Source organism: Rathayibacter sp. PhB179 (assembly GCF_004345345.1).
Classification (GTDB): domain Bacteria; phylum Actinomycetota; class Actinomycetes; order Actinomycetales; family Microbacteriaceae; genus Rathayibacter; species Rathayibacter festucae.
On the sequence record NZ_SLVD01000001.1, the window covers coordinates 702497 to 721488 of the forward strand.

An 18992-nucleotide genomic window follows, 5' to 3' on the forward strand; every position below is an offset into this window, starting at 1 on the left:
GCCCGGCAGGCTCTGGATGACAAATACTAGGCTTCGGCACCCGGACCTGCGATAGATCCGGAATGATCATCAGTCTGGATTCTAAGGCGTCGCGTTCACGCGCAAGCCATGTAACTAAGAGGATGAGTATCGTTGCATCGGTACCCTTCCTGCCCCATGAGAGATGTCTCGCGGCAGTGAGTTACGTTTCGGCCGCTTGAAGCGTCAACTATGGTCACGCGTGAACGCTTACACAACGTTCAAAGACGCATCAATTCAGAGTGACATACGTCCGCATCGATCGTTTAGCTTCGAGCTCCTAACTTGTCTTGAGGCGGTTCCAGCTCAGCCGAGGAGCATCGCGAAGCCCTGGGCGGGGAGGGTGACCGGGGTCGGCCCCGTGGCGGGCGACTCGCTGACGAGGGTGCCGTCCTGCGCGTAGACGCGGAGGGTGCCGGTGCCGTCGACGGTCGTCGGCTGGGGCGTCGCGGTCGAGTTGCGGACCAGCTCGGTGCGGCCGGTGTCGCCGACAAGCACGAGGCGCGAGACGACGGGGCGGACCAGCAGGGCGTCGAGCTTCGTCTCGCCGGAGAGGGCGCGGACCTCGACGGTGGTCGCGCTCGCGGGGAGCGTGCGCCGCAGCTTCTGCGGGAGCAGGATGCCGGACGCCTCGGTGACGCCCTGCGCGCCGACGGTGCTGGTGAGCACGTCGAGCGGGCGGCGGCCCGAGTTCCAGAGGCTGATCGGGGTCTTCTCGGTGCCCCGCTCGGCGGCGAAGATCACGGCCTCGACCAGGCGGTCCTGGGTCGCGGAGCCGACGGGGATCGTCGCCGCGCGGCGCCAGTTCGTGAGCGACAGGTACGAGCCGCTCCAGCCGGACTCGCCGGTCCACGCCGACTCGGGCGTGACGACCGTGCCGCCGCGGGCCGACTCGGCCTCGACGAGGCGGAGGCCGTCGCGGCTCGCCTGGGTCGTGACCGCGGTCGCGCGGGCGGCGACCGACGGGTGCGCGTCGAGCGCGAGCATCGACAGCAGGCCGTGGATGGTGCTCTCGGCGCCGCTGTTGCGGTTGACGCTGCCGTCGGCCTGGACGCCGTCGTAGGTGACTCCGGTCGCCGGGTCGTAGACGGGGGCGCCGCTGAGATTGAGCCCGAAGAACCAGGCGCCCTGCACGCCCGCAAGGTCGAGGTACGCGCTGGGACCGGTCGCGCTCGAGCCGGTCGCGTCGGCGAGGGCGAGCGAGTTCTGCAGCCGCGAGTCCGCTCCGTAGGCGATCTGCACGCGGTCGGTCGGCGTCGGGTTCCAGCCGTTGTCCGGGCCGCCGGCGGTCAGCAGCTCGGGGGCGAAGCGCGCGGCGTCGACGACGGCGGGCTCGAGGAGCGACGCGTCGCCGAGCGCGACGGACGAGGCGGCCAGGCCGCCCGCCATCTGCGAGGACCAGGAGTGCCAGAGCGAGCGGGACTTCGTCCAGGGCAGGATCGCGCCGTACGGCCAGGAGGTGGTGTCCACCTCCGTCGTGGTGCGGGCGTAGGCGGCGACGCCCTCGGCGAGCTTCGCAGTGCTGGCGCGCACAGCGGCGTCCTCCGGTGCGGCCTCGACGTAGGCGGAGAGGCCGAGCAGGGCCTCCGCGGTGGCGTCGGCGCCGTCGACGATCAGCCAGGCGGGCACGTCGACGCCGTCGGCGACCGCGTACTCGCCGTAGCGGGTGAGCACCTCGCGGTCGACGGCGGAGACGCCGAGGCGCAGGCGATCCTGCAGGAAGGCGGCGAAGTCGGGGTCCTCGTCCTGGAACGCGGCGTAGCCCTCGCCGAGCGCCCAGAGGGTGCGGGCGAGCCAGTAGCTGTCCTCGGAGTCGCTCGGGTCGGGCAGCTCCACGGGCTCGGCGCTGGGGTTCAGCTCGCCGTCGGGCTGCATCCAGAGGACGACGTTGCCGGCGTCGTCGCCGTCGGTGGTCTGGAAGTAGGCGAGCGAGCGGAGGGTCTCGTAGGCCTTGTCGCGGCTCGCCGTCGAGCCGGTCTGCTGCCAGTGCCGCAGGTAGACGACCGCGGCGCGCGAGACGTCGTCGGTGTTGTAGGCGCCCTGCGCCCAGTCGCCGGTCGCCGGGTCGAGGGGGCCGCCGCCGACGCGCTCGAAGGTGCCGCCATCGCGGGCGTCGGCGTAGGTCCACGGGAGCACGAGGTCGGGCTCCTCGGCGAGGCGGTAGGTGCTGTGGCCGGCCTGGGGCTCCGGCGTGGCGGTGTCGAGCAGGAAGTCGAGGTGCGCGGTGTTGGTCAGCGGCTCGGCGGCCTGCGCCGGGGCCGCGCCGACGGCGAGGCCTCCGGCGGCGAGCGCGGTCGCGGCCAGGACGGCGGCGGCGCGGGGTCTGAAGTTCGTCATTGAACTCTCTCCTTGAAGGGGGGTGGTGGCTGGGGGTGGGGGATCTCGATACACCCGCGGAGCGGGCTACTCGATCAGCAGGGAACGGCGCCCGCGGCGCAGGCTCGGAGGGGCATCGCCCGCGGGGCTCGGAGGGGCGACTGCATGCTGGTCGAGTAGCCCCGGAGGGGCGTATCGAGACCCGGCCTTCTGGAGGACGGTGGATCTCGATACGCCCGCGCAGCGGGCTACTCGATCAGCATGAATGCCCGCATGGCGGGCTCGTAGGCGGGGCGCCCGCTCCGCGGCCTCGGAGGGGCGCCCGCAGCGCGGGCTCCTCGCGCCTACTCGTCCGTGCGGAGCAGGCGGGCCGCGCCGATCTTGGAGTCGGCCATGCCGTAGAAGACGTAGTGGCGGCCGTCGATCTCCTCGATGGCGGTGGGGAAGACGACGTTGGGGACGATGCCGCTGCGCTCCTCCTCCGTCTCGGCCTCGAGCAGCGGCTCGGAGGTGCGGGCGATCACCTTCGAGGGGTCGTCGGCGTCGAGGAGGATGGCGCCGGCCGCGTAGTTGACGTGCTGCTGCTGCGAGAAGGCGCTGTCGATGGTGCCGGTGACGCCGTGGTGCAGCAGCAGCCAGCCCTCGGGCACCCGCAGCGGCACGGGGCCGCCGCCGATCTTCAGCTCCTCGTAGGCGAACTCGGGGCCCGCGACGAAGCGGTGCCGGGTCCAGCGGGTCAGGTTCGCGAGGTCGCGGTCCACCTCGGCGACCGGCACGTAGCTGATCCAGATGCTCTGCCGCGGGTCGTCGACGCCGGCGGGCAGCCGCACGCCCTCCCCCGGGCGGGTCTCGCCGAGGTCCCACATCGGCCGGTGCAGCACCGCGAACGAGCGCGTGCCGTCCGGCGCCGCCACGATCTCGGGGAAGAACACCGTGTCCTTGTTGTGGAAGAGCCCGAGGTCAATGTCGAGGTCGTCGTCGTAGGCGAAGGTCACCGGGCCGAGGCGGCGCCACTCGCGCAGGTCCTCCGAGACGGCTAGCGCCGTCCGCGGCCCGAGCGGCCCGTACGCGACGTAGGTCATCACGTGCAGGCCGAGCGCCTCGATGAAGGTGACCCGCGGATCCTCGACGCCGGAGTGCGTCGCCCCGCGCTCGAAGCCGCGGTCGGGCGCCAGCACGACGCCCTGGCGCTCGACGCCGACGGGCACGCCGTCCTCGACGAGCACGCGGGCCAGGCCGATCCGCGAGACGTTGCCGGCGGCGACCATCCGGGGCAGGAGGTAGAGCTCGCCGTCGGGGCCGCGTCCGCTGCCGGGGTTGAGCACCCCCTCGGCCTCGAGGTCGTCGCCGGGGAGCGGCTCCATCACGACGCCGACGCGCTCGAGGCGGTAGGGGACGGCGGTGCGAGTGGTGGCGGTGGTGCCGGGGGTGGGAGTCATGGTCATCCTTTCACTCCGGATCCGAGATCCGTCGAGACGAAGTAGCGCTGGAACACGATGAAGAGCACGACGACGGGGGCGGCCAGCACGACGGCGCCCGCGAGGATCGCGCCGAACGGGTTGTCGGTCGACGACGCGACGTTGGAGATGTAGTTGGCGAGGGACACGGCGAGCGGCTGCAGTGACGCGTCCTTCGTGATCAGGAACGGCCAGAGGAACTCGTTCCAGGGGCCGATGAAGGTGAGCAGCACGGCCGTGACGAGCGCGGGGCGCACGAGCGGCAGCGCGATGTTCCACAGCAGCTTGATCTCGCCCGCCCCGTCGATCCGCGCGGCCTCGAACAGCTCCTTCGGCAGCTGCAGGAAGTACTGCCGGAAGATGATCACCGCCGTCGAGTTGATGGCGAACGGCAGGATCATGCCCAGGTGGCTGTCCGCGAGTCCGTAGTCGCGGGCGATCAGCACGTAGAGCGGGATCTGCAGCAGCTGGAACGGGATGACCTGCACCAGCAGCGCGAGCGCGAACACGGCGTTCCGGCCGCGCCACTCGAGCATCGCGAGCGCGTAGCCCGCCAGCACCCCGAAGACGATCGTGCAGAGCAGCACGCCGCCGGTGAAGATCCCCGAGTTGATCAACCCGGTGAGCAGGTTGATCCGCTCGTTGACGTTCACGTAGTTGTCGAGGGTGAGGTTGCCCGCCTCGGGGATCGCCCCGGCCAGGGTCGGGTCGGGGTCGGTCTGCAGCGAGCCGATCACCATGTAGTAGAAGGGGAACAGGAAGACGATCGCGCCGAGCGCGAGCACGACGCCGCGGAGGATCACGGCCGATCGGCTCGAGGCCGGGCGCTTCCGCCGGGTCGGCGGGGTGGCGGCGGCGGGGACCGCGGAGGTCGCGCCTCCGGCACTGGCGAGCGTGCTCATGAGTTCCTCTCCCCGGCGAAGCGGTTCTGCAGGTAGGCGATGACGAGCACGAGCAGCACCAGCACGACGCCGATGGCCGAGGCCACGTCGGGCTGCCCCTGCTGGATGCCGAGCTGGTACATCAGCAGCACGGGCGAGGCGGAGGCGCCGTTGGGCCCGCCGCCGCCGGTGAGCAGGTAGGGCTCGGTGAAGAGGTTCGCGCCGGTCACGGTGGACACGAGCAGCACCAGCAGCGTCGCCGGCCGCACGCTCGGCACGGTCACCGACCAGAACTGCCGGATGCGGCCCGCACCGTCGGTCGACGCCGACTCGTAGAGCTCCTTCGGCACGTTCTGCAGCGCCGCGAGGTACAGCAGGATGTAGAAGCCGAGCTGCTTCCAGGTGACGTAGAGCGCGATGATCGGCATCGCCAGCTTGTCGTTGATCAGCCAGGACGGGTCCGGCGCGAGCGGCCCGAGCAGGCTGTTCACGAGTCCGTTCCCGTTGAAGAGGAACAGCCAGACGCCGACGACCGCGACGCTCGCCGTGACGTAGGGCACGTAGAAGCTGACCCGGAGGAACGTGCGCAGGTGCACGACCTTGTCCAGCGCCGAGGCGAGCAGCAGCGAGAGCACCACCGTCAGCGGCACGTTGATCACCAGGAAGATCCCGATGTTGCCGAAGGAGCGGATGACCTGCGGGCTCGAGAACGCGGTGACGAAGTTGTCGAAGCCGACGAACGGGCGCTCGACCTGGACGCCGGGGGCCGCGAAGAAGAAGTCGTGGAAGGCGATGTAGACGGAGTAGCCGACCGGGAACGCGAAGACCGCGAGCACGAACAGCAGGTAGGGGCTGCCGAGCAGCAGCCCGAAGGGCTGCGGACCGAGGACGCGGCGGAGCAGGCTCCGCTTGTCCTGGGGCCGCGGGGCTCCGGCGCCCTGCGACGCCGGAGCCTTCGGGGCGAGAGTCGTCATCTCACTGCCGTCCGGCGTCTCACTGCTGGCCGGCGAGCCCGGTGACGGTCTCCGCCGCCCCGTCGAGCGCCGACTGCACGTCGCCGTCGCCGAAGATCACGGTCTTGCCCCAGGCGTCGCGGATCGCCTGCAGCATCTGCACGGTGTTCGGGCCCGAGGGCACCTCGATGGTGCGGCTCGCCTGGTCGCCGAAGCGCTGGTAGGCGGGGTTGGCCTCGAAGTAGTCGGCGTAGGTGGTCTGCAGGTCGGTGCGCAGCGGCATCTGGCCGGTGGTCTCGAGCAGCGAGCGGTCCTGCTCCTCGCTGGTGGCGAACTTCAGGACGTCCCAGGCGGTGCCCTTGTTCTCGCAGGCGGAGTAGAGGCCGACGTTCTTCGCGTCGCTGAAGGTCCAGGTGTCCTCGGCGGGCGTGCCGTCGGGGGTGGGCACGGAGACGGAGCCCCAGTTCAGGTCGTCGTAGACCGAGACCGCCCAGGGGCCGACGATCGACATCGCGGCCTGGCCGTCGGCGAACGCGTCGCCCTGGTACTGCTCGCGGCCGGCGAGGCCCTGGTCGTAGAGGCTCTTCCAGAAGTCGGCGACCTGGTAGCCGGCGTCGTCGGCGAAGGTGGCCTTCCCGTCCTCGACCAGCCCCGTCCCTCCGGTCGCCGCGGCGTAGAGCGGCATGAAGTCGAACTGGGTCTGGAAGAACTCGCTGGTCGGCGCGGGCTGGATCGCGGCGGGCGCGGCTCCGGACTCGACGAGGGTCTTCGCGGTGGCGGTGAACTCGTCGTAGGTGGCGAGCGAGGGGTTCTCCGGGTCGAGACCGGCCGCGGCGAAGACGTCCTTGTTGTAGAAGATGACGACCGGGTTGCTCTTCCACGGCATCTGGAAGTACTCGCCGTCGGCGTTCTGGTACTGCTCGGCGAGGTCGCCGCTGCGGGTCTCGATGTAGTCGACGCCGTCCTCGAACTCGGACAGGTTCACGAGTCCGCCCTGGCGCTCGAACTGGCCGACCGCGCTGGGCGCCGTGTTGAAGACGAGGCAGGGCGCGTTGCCGGCGGTGATCGCGGCGCCGATGACCTCCTCGCTGCTCTTGCCGGCCGGGATCTCCTGGCCGGTGATCTGCTCGTCGGGGTGATCGGCGTTCCAGGCGTCGACCATCGACTTGCCCCACTGCACCTCCTGCTCGTTGTTCGAGTACCAGATGGTGATCGGGCCGGTCGCGGTCAGGTCGGTGGAGGCGCCCCCTCCCCCGCCGCTGCAGGCGGTCAGTCCGAGGGTCGCGAGCGAGGCGATGCCCACTCCGGTCAGCCAGCGTCTCTTCATCGAGGCCATGGTGTTCTCCTTGTTCTGCGCGTGCGCGGCGGTGCGCAGGCGCGTCAGGTGGATCGGGTTCAGGGGGTCGGGGTCAGGATTCGGGACCGCGGTGCGGCGGTCGAACGGCGGACCACGAGTCCGGCGGGCTCGAGGTCGACGTCGGGGGCGGTGCCGTTCTCGATCAGGTCGAGGAGGGTCCGCGCGGCCGCCTCGCCCCAGCGCGCGGGGCGCGTGCGGGCCGAGGTCAGCGAGGGGTAGACGTGCGCGGCGATCTCGGAGTCGTCGAAGCCGGTGATCGAGAGGTCGTCCGGCAGGCGCAGCCCGCGGGTGTGCGCGACGCCGAGGCCGGCGATGGCCATCGGGTCGTTGGCGAAGACGATGGCGGTGGGCGGGACGGCGGAGTCGAGCAGGGTCTCGGTGGCGCTCGCGCCCTGGCCGGCGCTGAAGTCGGTGACGACGACGGGGCCGGGCTCGAGGCCGGCGTCGGCGCAGGCGCGCTCGAACGCCTCGCGGCGGCGGAGGGAGTGCAGCAGGTGACCGGAGCCGGCGACGTGCGCGATGCGGCGGTGGCCGAGCTCGGCGAGGTGCTGCACGGCGCCGGTGATGCCGGCGGTGTCGTCCATCACCACCGCGGGCGAGCTCGAGCCGTCGAGGCGGCCGAGCGTGACCGCGGGCAGGCCGAGCTCGGCGAGCAGCGCCGGCCGGGCGTCGGCCTCGCGCAGGTCGCTGAGGAAGACGCCGTCGACGCGGCGGTCGGCGGCGAGCGTGCGGTAGACCGCCTCCTCCGAGGCGCCCGGGTCGACGACGCTGAGCACCAGCACCCGGCCGTGCTCGGCGAGCACCCGCTCGACCCCCGAGATGAAGGCCGGGAAGAACGGGTCGGCGGCGATGACCTCGGGGTCGCGGGCGACCACGAGCCCGACCGCGAAGGAGACGCTCGTCGAGAGCGAGCGGGCGGTGAGGCTGGGCCGGTAGCCGAGCTCGCCGGCGACGCGGAGGATCCGCTCGCGCGACTCCGGCGAGACGCCCGGCCGGTCGTTCAGCGCGAAGGAGACGAGGGCCTTGCTGACGCCGGCCGCGCGGGCGACGTCGAGGATCGTCGGTCGTGCCGCCATGGCCGCGCCTCCTGCTCGTCGTCGAGTCCGGATCTGAACCGGTTTACTTAACCGGTTCAGGCACCGTAGCAGGCGCGCGCGGGCGGAGGGAAGCACCGGCGAGGCGCTGACCCCCGATCGAGACCTGCGCGGATCCGCTGAGGCGTCCCGTTGCGGTCGAGGCGTCCAGCAGCACCGGGACGCCTCGACCACTCCGGGACGCCTCGGCGCGCACCGGCATGCTGGTCGAGTAGCCCCGCAGGGGCGTATCGAGACCCGACGTCGTCAGCAGGGCGGGACTGCAGACTCGCCTTCGGGCGGTGGTGGATCTCGATACGCCCGCTGCGCGGGCTACTCGATCAGCATGCAGGCCTGCCCTGCGGGCACCTCGATCAGCATGCAGGCCTGCCCTGCGGGCACCTCGACCAGCATGGAGGCCCGCCCTGCGGGCCGCTCCATCAGCAAGCGCTTCCGCACGCCGCAGAGGCGTCGCCCCATGCTGGTCGAGTAGCCCCGCAGGGGCGTATCGAGACCCGACGTCGCCGGCAGGGCAAGACTGCAGACTCGCCTTCGGGCCGTGGTGGATCTACTTGGAAGAGACGCCCGCAGACATGCTGGTCGAGTAGCCCCGCAGGGGCGTATCGAGACCCACCACCGCAAGGACGTCGGTCTCTTCCCCGCCCTGCGCTGGCGCCGAAGGCGCCCCCTCCGCTCGATACGCCCGCTGCGCGGGCTACTCGATCGGCATGGAGGCCCGCTGCGCGGGCTACTCGATCGGCATGGAGGCCCGCTGCGCGGGCTGTTCGATCAGCATGCAAGCCCGCTCCGCGGGCCGCTCGATCAGCATGCAGACGGCCCGAGCCGCCGGCCCGTCGAAACCCGACAGTTGCCGGAGACGGTCTATGCATACGCATGCAGGGTGTGAGAAGGTCGGTTGTCGCGACACGCAACCCGAAACTGCCGTCGTGACGAAGATCCGAGCGGCACGGGCATCCCGAGCGGCGCACCTCGCGTGCGGCGCTGCCCCGCCGCTCTCACGCCCGCCGCCGGCCCGCCTCCTTCCGGAGCGCCCGGGCCCGCGCACCTCACCCCCAAGGACACCCTGATGAACGACACCCGCCTGCGCTCCACCCTGCCCACCTCGCCCGCCCTGCCCCGACGCAGCGTCCTCTCCGGCGCCGCCTGGTCCGTCCCCGTGATCGCCGTCGCGATCGCCACGCCGGCCGCCGCCGCCTCGACCGCCCCCGAGGCCGACAAGGGCCCGATCACCGGCACCATCGCGTTCACCCCGGTCCAGTACCGCGGCACCCGCGCCGGCGACCGGGTCGAGTTCCCGGTGCTGACCGGTGTCGTCACCATCTCCCGCGGCCCGCTGCCGGCCAAGGTCTTCCTCAACTTCTCCGAGGTGAGCGAGGGACGCGTCGACCTCCGCCGCGACGCCGGCCGCTACGTCGCGGTCGACCCGGCGACCGGCCGCTTCGAGGTCCACGGCGTCTACAACGCGATCGTCGGCGGCGACAACCCGTTCGGCTTCGTTTACGCGGGCGTCGAGGCGGAGGACGCCGACGGCGCGCTCTTCGGCTACACGGTGGCCGAGCTGATCGGCTGACCCGCCGGCGGTCCTGCGCGGTCGGCGCGCGTCACCGGGCCAGGGCGGCCAGCTCGGCCCGGTTGTGCGCGCCGGCCTTGCGCAGCAGGTTCGACACGTGGAACTTCGCGGTGTTGCCGCTGATGCCGAGGTCGTCCGCGATCCGCTGATTGGAGGCGCCGAGCGTGATCAGGTTCAGCACCTCGCGCTCGCGGGCACTGAGCTCGGCGAGGTCCAGCCCGTCGGGCTGAGCCGGCGGATCGAGCGGCAGGCGGATCGACAGGGTCGAGCCCCAGCCCGCCGTCGACGCGATCGACAGCTCGCCGTCGAGGCCGCGCACGCGCTCCGCGATCGGGCGCAGCGCCTCGTCGCGGGTGGTCAGCTCGCCGCGGCCGTCGTCTCGGATCTCGACGAGCAGGTTCAGCCCGTCGCAGTCCCACTGGATCCGCACCCGCCGCGTCTGCTCCGACTCCACGAAGGCCAGCACCGCGCTCCGCACGATCGCGCGCGCCGCGTGCGCGACCTCGCCGGGCAGCGCGCGACCGGTCGCCGGCGGCTCGACGAACTGCACGTCCAGGTCGCCGAACCGCACCAGCGGGCTCAAGTCGCGCCGCAGCCGGGCGAACGCACCGACGACCGGCTCGAGCATCGCACTGCGCTGCTCGTCGGAGGCGGTCCGCAGCTCGACCAGCGCGTTCGCCGCGATGTCGATCGCGACGGTGCGGGCCGCCCGATCGTCCAGGCGCTCGGCGCGCAGGGCTGCGAGCACCGACTCCAGCGCCACCGCGTGCCGGTCGGCCTGCTCGGCGACGGTGCGGGCGTGCTGCTGCAGCAGCGAGCGGGAGGCGGGGGTCTCGGCGGGGGTCTCGGCGGCGGTCGCGGCGGGCTCCATCCCTCGAACCTACCCGGCCTAGCCGCGCACGGCGCCACCCACCCGATCGGGTAGGCAGAACCGCTCCATCGGGTGGTGGGAGCCGGCGTCCCCCGCGCGCAGGCTGGCCACATGCCCGCATCCACCGACGTCACCACCGACCCCGCCCAGGCCCTCGCCGCGATCGTCGCCGAGGTCTCGAAGGCGACCGCCGCGCTCACGACCGACCGCCTCGAGCCCGTCGCCGAGCTGCTCGCGGACGCCGAGCGCGTCTTCGTGCACGGCGCCGGCCGCTCCGGCCTCGCGCTGCGGATGACCGCCATGCGCCTGATGCACCTCGGTCTCGTCGTGCACGTGGTCGGCGACGTCACCACCCCCGCGATCCGCGAGGGCGACGTGCTGCTCACCGCGAGCGGCTCCGGCACCACCGGCGGCATCGTCCGCGCGGCGCAGTCCGCCGTCGACGCCGGCGCGCGGGTCGCCGCGATCACCACCGCCGCCGGATCCCCGCTGGCCGAGCTCGCCTCCGCCGTCGTCATCGTGCCGGCCGCCGACAAGCTCGACCGCTCGGGCGCCGCCTCGGCGCAGTACTCCGGCGGGCTCTTCGAGCAGGTCGTCGTGCTCACCGGCGACGCCCTGTTCCACGCCCTCTGGAAGCGCGGCGGCGCGAGCGCCGACGAGCTCTGGCCGCGCCACGCGAACCTCGAATGACGACCGGCCCCACCCTCCTCACCATCCCCACCTCGACAGGAAGAAGCACCCCGTGAAGCTCCAGTTCGCCATGGACACCCTCAGCACCGACGCCGCCCTCGAGCTCGCCGCCGCGGCCGCCCCGCACGTCGACATCCTCGAGCTCGGGACCCCGCTGATCAAGAGCGCCGGCCTCTCGGCCATCACCGCCATCAAGGAGGCGCACCCCGACAAGACGGTCTTCGCCGACCTCAAGACGATGGACGCCGGCGAGCTCGAGGCCGACATGGCCTTCACGGCCGGCGCCGACCTCGTGACCGTCCTCGGCGTCGCCGGCGACAGCACCATCGCCGGCGCGATCGCCGCCGGCAAGAAGCACGGCAAGGGCGTCGTCGTCGACCTGATCGGCGTCCCCGACAAGGCCGCCCGCGCCCGCGAGGTCGTCGCCCTCGGCGCCGAGTTCGTCGAGATGCACGCCGGCCTCGACGAGCAGGCCGAGGAGGGCTTCACCTTCGAGACGCTCCTGCGCGACGGCGAGGCCTCCGGCGTCCCGTTCTCGGTCGCGGGCGGCGTGAGCACCGCCACCATCGAGTCCGTCCAGCGCGCGGGCGCCGTGGTCGCCGTCGCGGGCGGCGCGATCTACGGGGCGCCCGACGTGGGGGCGGCGGCGGCTGCGCTCCGCGCCGCGATCGCCTGATCGCCGCCATCGCCTGATCCCTCGGGGCGGCGTCGCGCGATTCCGCGCCGCCGCCCTCCTGCAGTTCAGCCCCCTCAGACTCGCGCTAGGGAAGTCGCGGTGGCGCGATCAGTTCGAGGAAGCCGCCGAGCGCACCCTCGAGGTAGACGATGCGCGTACCCGTTCGGGCGCCGCTGGTCATCCGGTGGGGCGGACCGACCGGCCGCCAACCGTGCGTGGCACACAGGTCCAGCACCCGGTCGAGGTCCGAGACCGTCAGGGCGATGTGCACCGTGCCGATGTCCGCGGGTGAGCCGGCTGCTCGAGCCGACCGAGGGGGGTCGTACTGCAGCAGCTCGACTCGGTGGTCTCCGAGCGTCACCACCGCTCCTCGGATCGTCGTTCCCTCGACGCCCGTGGTCGCGACCGTGGTGGCCGCATCGAGCGTGAAGGTGCGGTCGAGTGTGAAGCCGAGACCGGAGCACCACAGTTCCACCGAGTCGTCGAGATCGGTCACGGTGAGGCCGGAGTGAGCGACGGCCGAGACGAGTGGTGATGTCATCCCCTGAGTATCCGGCTCGACTCGGCGGCCCCTCGAGAACGGGAGCGTGCGTCCAGCCATCGCGCATGGAGCACCGAAAGACCTCCCCTGCTACGAATCAGCGAGTGAGACGCTCTCGACGGAGTGAATGCCTCCTGCCGGGCCGTTCTTGCGAGGAGGCGCGCGAACACGATGCCCCAACGGCGCCGTAGAAGCTTCGCGATCCTCGATGAGCGAGAGGACATAGGCTCGCACGCATGGCAGCCGGCGCAGTGATGTACAACTTCGCGATACAGCTGGCTGATGTGGACCGCGGCGTCTACGAGGACATCACACTGCGGGCCGCTCGGCACCCTTCCGAGACCGACGCGTTCATGATGACGCGCGTTCTCGCCTACTGCCTCGAATACGTGGAGGGGATCACCTTCAGCGAGGGGATCTCGTCGACGGCGACCGAGCCGGCGGTGCTGGTCCGTGATCTCACCGGCAGGCTGACCACGTGGATCGAGGTGGGCGCGCCGGATGCCGAGCGACTGCACTTCGGGAGCAAGCTGGCCGACCGGACGACGGTCTACACGCATCGCAACCCGGAGAAGGTGATCGCGGCGTGGTCCGGCAAGCGAATCCACCAGCTCGAGCAGATCACCGTGCAGAGCTTCGACCATGGGTTCCTCGATGCCGCGGTCGCGGTACTCGAGCGCCGCAACTCGCTGACCGTGTCGGTCGTCGAGGGGCAGCTGTATCTCGAGTTCAACGGCGTGACGTCGAGCAGCGACATCCACGTGCATCAGCCGGGCTGAGCGTCGGCACCCTCGACGCGAACGGAAGGACCGAGTCGCGTCCTGGTGCACGTCGACGTCCGTCGACTACTGCATTCCAGGCGGAGGCACGGCCGTCACGACGGGCCGGGTGCAGTGTTCGTCGGTCTGCTGCTCGCGTAACAGGCGGCGCTGGAGGCGTTGATCGCGCCGACGCCGTGGTCGCGGGGGTGCCGAGTGAAGTCGATACACCGCACCGCGGGTCGGCGGTCAGCAGAATCATGTCTTCGAACGAGGCAGAGAGCATCTCGTCCCCCGGTGCAGCCGACTCACTGGGGCACCGGGGCTCTCAGTGACGCCGAGCCGGGCGGTCTTCTTGAACGTCTCAGTGCGCAGTGCGCGGTCGCCGCCGCCGCCGCCGCCGGTCGAGCCACCGTCGCCTGATCCCCGCGGCGCTGCGCGCCCTTCCTCAGGAACATCGCCCTCCTCCAGCGCCACCCCTCCGACTTGACCCCCGCCGCCCCAGCCCCCCATACTCGTCAAAACGAACTTTGAGTTCACCTAGTGAACTCCGCATCCCTCAACGACGAGCGGAAGGAACACCCCATGGGGTTGGCTGTCTGGGCCCTCATCGCGTACATCGCGGTCATCGTGATCTGGAGCGTCGCGCTCAAGCGCGGCATCGGCGAGGCCATGGTGGTCGGCTTCCTGGTCGTCTGCGCCTTCGGCGGCGGCGACTTCCTCCGCCTGGTCCTCGTCGGCATGCAGGCCGCCTTCGACCAGGAGATCGTGTTCGCCGCGCTGGCCTTCACGTTCATCGGCTTCCTGCTCGCCTCCACCGGCGTGATCGATCGGCAGGTCGACCTGCTGAACTCGCTGCTCGGCCGCCTCCGCGGCGGCGCGGGCTACGTCGCCACCGTCGGCTCGGCGCTGTTCGGCGCGGTCGCGCACTCCGGATCCGCCAACGCGGCGACCATGGGCTCGGTCGCGATCCCGTGGATGAAGCGCTCGAACTGGCCGCCGCACGTGGCCGCGACGCTGATCGCCGGGAACGCGGGCAACGGCACCGTCATCCCGCCGAGCGCCTCGTTCTTCATCCTGATCGGCACCGCCACCGTCGCGCCGTACATCTCGATCGACCAGCTGCTGCTCGCGATGTTCGCCGCCGCCGCCTGGTGCATCCTCTGGCGCCTGATCGTCGTCTTCTACTTCGTCCGCAAGTACAAGATCGGCCGCGTCGACGCCGCCGACATCCTGCCGTTCGCCAAGTCGTTCCGCCGCGGCTGGACCTCGCTGCTCGTCTTCCTCGGCATCATCATCCCCGTCGTCGTCACCCTCGGCCCCACCGGCGAGGCGCTGACCGGCGTGCTCGGCGCGGACGTGATGGACGCGATCAGCATCATCGTCTGGATCCCCGTGCTGCTCGGCCTCTTCGCCGCCGCGCTGGGCTGGCGCGGCCTGCCGAAGTCAGGCCGGGAGTGGTACGGCTTCGTCGCGAAGACGGCCCCCCGCTACCGCGACATCGGCGCCACGCTGGTCTTCGCCTTCGCCGGCGGCGCGGTGCTCACCGAGCTCGGGCTCGCCGAGCAGCTCTCCAGCGTGCTGAACGGGCTGAACGCCTCGCCCGTCGTGATGTCGGTGATCGTCGCCGTGATGGTCGTCCTGGTCGCCGGGCCGCTGAGCTCGACCGCGACCATCGCGACGATCGGCGGCATCGGCTTCAGCGTCCTCGTCGCCTCGGGCGTCGACCCGGTGCTCGCGGCGTGCGTCGTCCTCGTCGCCGCCTCCACCGAGGGCGCCTCGCCGCCCGGCGCCGCCGCGATCTACATCGCGACCGGCATCGCGCAGGTGAACCCGGTGAAGACGTTCGTCCCGCTGATCGTGCTCTACGTCCTCCCGATCCTGCTCATCGCCGCCCTCATCGGGCCGGGCTGGCTGCCGGTGCCGCACTGATGCGCGCCCGCCCCCGCCCCCACCCCGCCGCCGTCCCGCCCTCGTCCTGGAGACACTGATGTCCGAAGAAACCGCCCCCCGCGACTCCCCGCACGGCCCCGGCCGTCAGCGCGTCATCTCGCTGATGACCACCGTCTTCGTGGTCCTCCTCGTCACGATGCTCGTGCTCGGCACGATCCTCGTCCTGCTGCAGATCGCCGGCCTGGTCGTCGTGAACGGCACCCTCATCGCCGGCGCCTCCGCCGCGCTCAGCCCGTGGACGTTCGGCGTCGCCGGCGTGCTCGGCATCTGGACGCTCCTCCTCTCCTACGCCCACGGCTGGAAGCCCGCCGACTAGGCGGCGCCCCCTCGACACGGAACGAGAACGACATGACCGAGAACGAGCCCTCCCAGAACGCCGCGGTACCGAAGACCCTCCTCGAGCGCTTCGCCGCCCTCCCCGTCGCCAACGTCGGCGACTCCATGGACCGCCTCGGCGTCGTCGACGCCGCGATCCGCCCCGTCTGGCGCGGCGCCCGACTGGCCGGCCCCGCCTTCACGGTGGAGGTCGCCGGCGGCGACAACGCCGGCATCCACGAGGCGATCGGGCGGCTCAGCCCCGGCGACGTGCTCGTCGTCAACGGCCACGGCGTGCAGGACCGCGCGCTCGTCGGCGAGCTGATCGGCGAGCGGCTGCGCAAGGTCGGCTGCATCGGCATCGTGATCGACGGGGCGCTCCGAGACGTCGACGACCTCGAGGAGATGGGCTTCCCGGCGTTCGCCCGCGCGGTCAGCCCGGCCGGCCCCTACAAGAACGGACCGTTCCGGCTCGGCGTGCCCGTCGCGATCGGCTCGGTCGTGGTCTCGCCCGGCGACTTCGTGCTCGGCGACTCCGACGGCCTGGCGGTCGTCCCGCGCGGCGAGGCCGAGGCCGTGCTGGAGCGAGCGGAGGCCAAGCACGCCACCGAGACCGCGACCCGGAAGAGCATCCTGGCGGGGCCGTGACCGGGGACGGGGACGCCGCCGGGGACGCCGGGGCAGCGGACGTCAGCGCCGCGGCCCGGGACAATGGTGGCCATGGCCCAGACTCCCGCGGACGCGTCCGCCTCGACCGTGCGCAGCGTCGACCGCGCGCTCGACCTGCTCGAGCTCCTCGAGCGCAGCGACTCCCCGCTGCGGCTGGTGGAGCTGAGCCGCGGCTCCGGCCTGCAGAACGCGACCGTGCTGCGGATCCTCGGCTCACTGCAGCACCGGGGCCTCGTCGCCACCGAGAACGGGCTCTACCGGCTGGGGCCGGCGGCGCTCGGGATGGGGCACAGCTACCTCGCGACCGACCCGCTGATCTCCCGAGCCCGGCCGGTGCTGCAGCAGCTGGCGGGCAGCACGGGCCTGACCGCCTCGCTCTACGCGCGGATCGGCGACTCGCGGATCCTGACGGTCCGAGTCGACGGGCAGGACCCGCTGCGCTACCAGCTCCCGCTCGGCCGGCGGCTCCCGCTGCACGTGGGCGCCGGGAAGAACATCCTGGCCGCCCTGCCGGAGGACGAGCGCGACCGGATCCTCGAGGGGCTCGGCGACACCGACACCGCGGCCGGCGAGCGGGTCACGGCCCGGGAGCTGCGCGAGCAGCTCGAGCAGGTCCGCCGTGACGGCTTCCACATCTCCATCAACGAACGCGAGACCGGCGTCGCCGCCGTGAGCGTGCCCCTCGGGGGCGCTGCCGGTGACGTGATCGCCGCGATCTCGGCCTCGGGCCCCCTCGAGACCACCCCCCGCGCCCACCTCGAGGCGCAGGTGCCAGAACTGCGCCGAGCGGCGAACGCCCTCCAGCGCTGATCAGCCGGAGCGCACGAGCGTCCGGCGAAGGAAGGACGCGCGATGCGCATCGGATTCATCGGACTCGGCGAGGCCGGAGCCCTCTACGCGGCGGCCGCCGCCGCCCACGGCGACACGGTCTCGGGCTACGACCCGGCCGCCCCCGGCACTCCCGAGGGGGTGGAGCGGACGGCTGACCTGGCGGGTGCGGTCTCCTCCGCCGACCTCGTCGTCGTGCTGACGGCGGCGTCGCTGAGCGAGCGGATCGCGGCCGACGCCGCCCCGCACCTGCGCGCGGGCGCCGTCTACGCCGACTTCACCACCGCCTCCCCCGCCACGATGGAGGCGGTCGAGCGGGTGATCGACGCCGCGGGCGGCCGCTTCGCCGACGTCGCGATCCTCGGCCCGGTGCCCGCGAAGGGCGCGCGGACCGAGACGATCGTCAGCGGCGCCGCGGCGGGCGACGTTGAGGCCTGGCTGTCGGCGCTCGGCGCCGAGGTCGAACGGATCGACGGCCCGGCCGGCGTCGCGACCTCGCGCAAGCTGCTCCGAAGCGTGCTGATGAAGAGCCTCGCCGCGGTCGTCGTCGAAGCCGTCACCGCCGGCCGCGCCGCCGGCTGCGAGCCGTGGATCCGCGAGCAGATCGCCGCGCAGCTCTCGGGCGACGTCGAGGCGAAGATCGACCGCTACGAGACCGGCAGCCGCAAGCACGCCGTCCGCCGCAGCCACGAGATGACCTCCGTCGTCGAGTACCTCACCGCCCTCGAGGTCCCGTCCGAGATGTCCGCGGCCTCGGAGCGCGTCCTGCAGCGCCTCGCGGACGAGGAGGCGGGCGGCGGCTCGCGGGCGTGAGCAGCGAGCGCTCCCTGCTGGTCGAGTAGCCCCGCAGGGGCGTATCGAGACCCGCCACCACCAGCAGGGCGGGTCCGAAGACTCGCGATCTGACGGTGGTGGATCTCGATACGCCCGCTCCGCGGGCTACTCGATCAGCATGGTTTTCTCATGACGGAAAGGGCGCGGCAGCGGCCGCCCTCCATGCTGGTCGAGTAGCCCCGCAGGGGCGTATCGAGACCGACCGTGCCCGACAGGGCGGTCTGCAGACCCGACTGCGAACGCGGGTGGATCTCGATACGCCCGCTGCGCGGGCTACTCGATCAGCATGGGCTGTCAACGCCCTGATGCCGGCGGGGTGGGGCGTCCTACCGTCGTCGGATCCGGGTGAGCGCCCGGTCAGGGACGAGCAGGAGGCAGCATGAGCGCGTACACGGGCGGACGGCGGCGCGGGGGCCCGGGCCTCCACCGGCACGAGGTCGACGGGGTGCACCGGATCGAGCACGCGTTCACCAACGTGTTCCTGCTGGAGGAGGGCGGGCGGCTGACCGTCGTCGACGCAGGGCTGCCCGGGACCTGGCCGCACCTCCTCCGGGCGCTGCACGTCCTCGGCCGCGGGCTCGCCGCGATCGACGCGCTGGTGCTCACGCACGCGCACTTCGACCACCTCGGCTTCGCGCGCCGGCTGCGCGAGCGCGGCGTGCCGGTGTGGCTGCATACCGCCGACGCCCGGCTCGCCGCGCATCCCTACTCCTACCGCCGGCAGCGCACGCCGCTTCTGTACCCGCTGCGCCACCCGTCGGCCGTTCCGGTGCTGGGCGCGATGGCGCGGGCGGGGGCGCTGCGGGTCCCTCCGCTCACCGGCACGACGCCGCTGGAGCCGGGTTCCGTGCTCGACGTGCCCGGCTCGCCCGTCGTGCTGGCGACCCCCGGGCACACCGACGGGCACGTCTCGCTGCACCTGCCCGAGCGCGGGGCGGTGATCGGCGGCGACGCCCTGGTGACGCTCGATCCGTACTCGGCCCGGACCGGTCCGCACCTCGTGGCCCGGGCGGCGACCGCGGACACGGCGGTCTCGCTCGCGTCGCTCGAGGTGCTGGCGGCGACCGGGGCGGACGTGCTGCTGCCGGGGCACGGGGTTCCGTGGCGATCCGGAGTCGCGCAGGCCGCGGAGGTCGCCGCGCGCCGGCCGATCGCCTGAGCGCGAAGACCCGCGCGATCTCGATCGCGTCGCTTCGCCGCCGGGCCGCCAT

The 18992-nt window shown here is 72.2% G+C and carries 18 protein-coding genes; 10 read left to right on the forward strand and 8 right to left on the reverse strand.

The features are described from left to right. Nucleotides 1–324: 324 nt before the first annotated feature. The 6 genes from EDF43_RS03275 to EDF43_RS03300 form a co-directional block, all read right to left on the reverse strand. The gene (locus EDF43_RS03275) at nucleotides 325–2355 is read right to left on the reverse strand and encodes a hypothetical protein (RefSeq protein ID WP_132435444.1); all 2031 of its coding nucleotides are present in this window, start codon (nucleotides 2353–2355) and stop codon (nucleotides 325–327) included. Nucleotides 2356–2678: 323 nt separating this feature from the next. Continuing rightward, nucleotides 2679–3773, reverse strand: coding sequence for a glycosidase (locus EDF43_RS03280; protein WP_132435446.1), 1095 nt, complete (start codon nucleotides 3771–3773; stop codon nucleotides 2679–2681). 2 nt (nucleotides 3774–3775) lie between these two features. Next, nucleotides 3776–4693, reverse strand: coding sequence for a carbohydrate ABC transporter permease (locus EDF43_RS03285; protein WP_132435448.1), 918 nt, complete (start codon nucleotides 4691–4693; stop codon nucleotides 3776–3778). Continuing rightward, nucleotides 4690–5646, reverse strand: a complete 957-nt coding sequence (locus EDF43_RS03290) for a sugar ABC transporter permease (RefSeq protein WP_123447429.1) — start codon at nucleotides 5644–5646, stop codon at nucleotides 4690–4692. The genes EDF43_RS03285 and EDF43_RS03290 overlap by 4 nt, the downstream gene beginning before the upstream one ends. Before the next feature lie 19 nt (nucleotides 5647–5665). Then, complete coding sequence (locus tag EDF43_RS03295) at nucleotides 5666–6961, reverse strand: extracellular solute-binding protein (RefSeq protein WP_243646213.1); 1296 nt, start codon at nucleotides 6959–6961, stop codon at nucleotides 5666–5668. Between the two features lie 59 nt (nucleotides 6962–7020). Further along, complete coding sequence (locus tag EDF43_RS03300; protein WP_132435450.1) at nucleotides 7021–8058, reverse strand: LacI family DNA-binding transcriptional regulator; 1038 nt, start codon at nucleotides 8056–8058, stop codon at nucleotides 7021–7023. Between the two features lie 1084 nt (nucleotides 8059–9142). On the opposite strand from EDF43_RS03300, the gene EDF43_RS03305 reads away from it, so the two are divergent. Beyond that, nucleotides 9143–9646, forward strand: a complete 504-nt coding sequence (locus EDF43_RS03305) for a hypothetical protein (RefSeq protein WP_132435452.1) — start codon at nucleotides 9143–9145, stop codon at nucleotides 9644–9646. A gap of 31 nt (nucleotides 9647–9677) precedes the next feature. Here the strand turns inward: EDF43_RS03305 and EDF43_RS03310 are convergent, their stop codons facing one another. Then, nucleotides 9678–10517: a LuxR C-terminal-related transcriptional regulator gene (locus EDF43_RS03310; protein ID WP_132435454.1), complete on the reverse strand. Its 840-nt coding sequence runs from the start codon at nucleotides 10515–10517 to the stop codon at nucleotides 9678–9680. A 111-nt stretch (nucleotides 10518–10628) separates the two neighbouring features. Here EDF43_RS03310 and hxlB point away from each other — a divergent pair, with 111 nt between their 5' ends. Continuing rightward, complete coding sequence (hxlB, locus tag EDF43_RS03315; protein ID WP_132435456.1) at nucleotides 10629–11207, forward strand: 6-phospho-3-hexuloisomerase; 579 nt, start codon at nucleotides 10629–10631, stop codon at nucleotides 11205–11207. 52 nt (nucleotides 11208–11259) lie between these two features. Further along, on the forward strand, nucleotides 11260–11883 hold the full coding sequence (gene hxlA, locus EDF43_RS03320; RefSeq protein WP_132435458.1) for a 3-hexulose-6-phosphate synthase: 624 nt from the start codon (nucleotides 11260–11262) through the stop codon (nucleotides 11881–11883). Between the two features lie 85 nt (nucleotides 11884–11968). Here hxlA and EDF43_RS03325 read toward each other — a convergent pair whose 3' ends face one another. After that, the gene (locus tag EDF43_RS03325; protein WP_165909000.1) at nucleotides 11969–12424 is read right to left on the reverse strand and encodes a VOC family protein; all 456 of its coding nucleotides are present in this window, start codon (nucleotides 12422–12424) and stop codon (nucleotides 11969–11971) included. Between the two features lie 236 nt (nucleotides 12425–12660). Between EDF43_RS03325 and EDF43_RS03330 the strand changes: the two genes are divergently transcribed. The 7 genes from EDF43_RS03330 (at nucleotide 12661) to EDF43_RS03360 (ending at nucleotide 18940) form a co-directional block, all read left to right on the forward strand. Further along, the gene (locus EDF43_RS03330) at nucleotides 12661–13203 is read left to right on the forward strand and encodes a YaeQ family protein (protein ID WP_132435462.1); all 543 of its coding nucleotides are present in this window, start codon (nucleotides 12661–12663) and stop codon (nucleotides 13201–13203) included. Nucleotides 13204–13767: 564 nt separating this feature from the next. Continuing rightward, complete coding sequence (locus EDF43_RS03335) at nucleotides 13768–15114, forward strand: TRAP transporter large permease subunit (protein ID WP_132435464.1); 1347 nt, start codon at nucleotides 13768–13770, stop codon at nucleotides 15112–15114. Between the two features lie 58 nt (nucleotides 15115–15172). Continuing rightward, nucleotides 15173–15451, forward strand: a complete 279-nt coding sequence (locus tag EDF43_RS03340; RefSeq protein WP_132435466.1) for a hypothetical protein — start codon at nucleotides 15173–15175, stop codon at nucleotides 15449–15451. Nucleotides 15452–15483: 32 nt separating this feature from the next. Continuing rightward, entirely contained in the window at nucleotides 15484–16098 is a 615-nt protein-coding gene (locus EDF43_RS03345; protein WP_132435468.1) for a methyltransferase, read from the forward strand. 72 nt (nucleotides 16099–16170) lie between these two features. Beyond that, the gene (locus tag EDF43_RS03350) at nucleotides 16171–16929 is read left to right on the forward strand and encodes an IclR family transcriptional regulator (protein ID WP_132435470.1); all 759 of its coding nucleotides are present in this window, start codon (nucleotides 16171–16173) and stop codon (nucleotides 16927–16929) included. 42 nt (nucleotides 16930–16971) lie between these two features. Then, a complete protein-coding gene (locus EDF43_RS03355) occupies nucleotides 16972–17760 on the forward strand; it encodes a DUF1932 domain-containing protein (protein WP_132435472.1) in 789 nt (262 codons plus the stop codon). A 400-nt stretch (nucleotides 17761–18160) separates the two neighbouring features. Continuing rightward, complete coding sequence (locus tag EDF43_RS03360; protein ID WP_132435474.1) at nucleotides 18161–18940, forward strand: MBL fold metallo-hydrolase; 780 nt, start codon at nucleotides 18161–18163, stop codon at nucleotides 18938–18940. The last annotated feature ends 52 nt before the right edge of the window (nucleotides 18941–18992 follow it).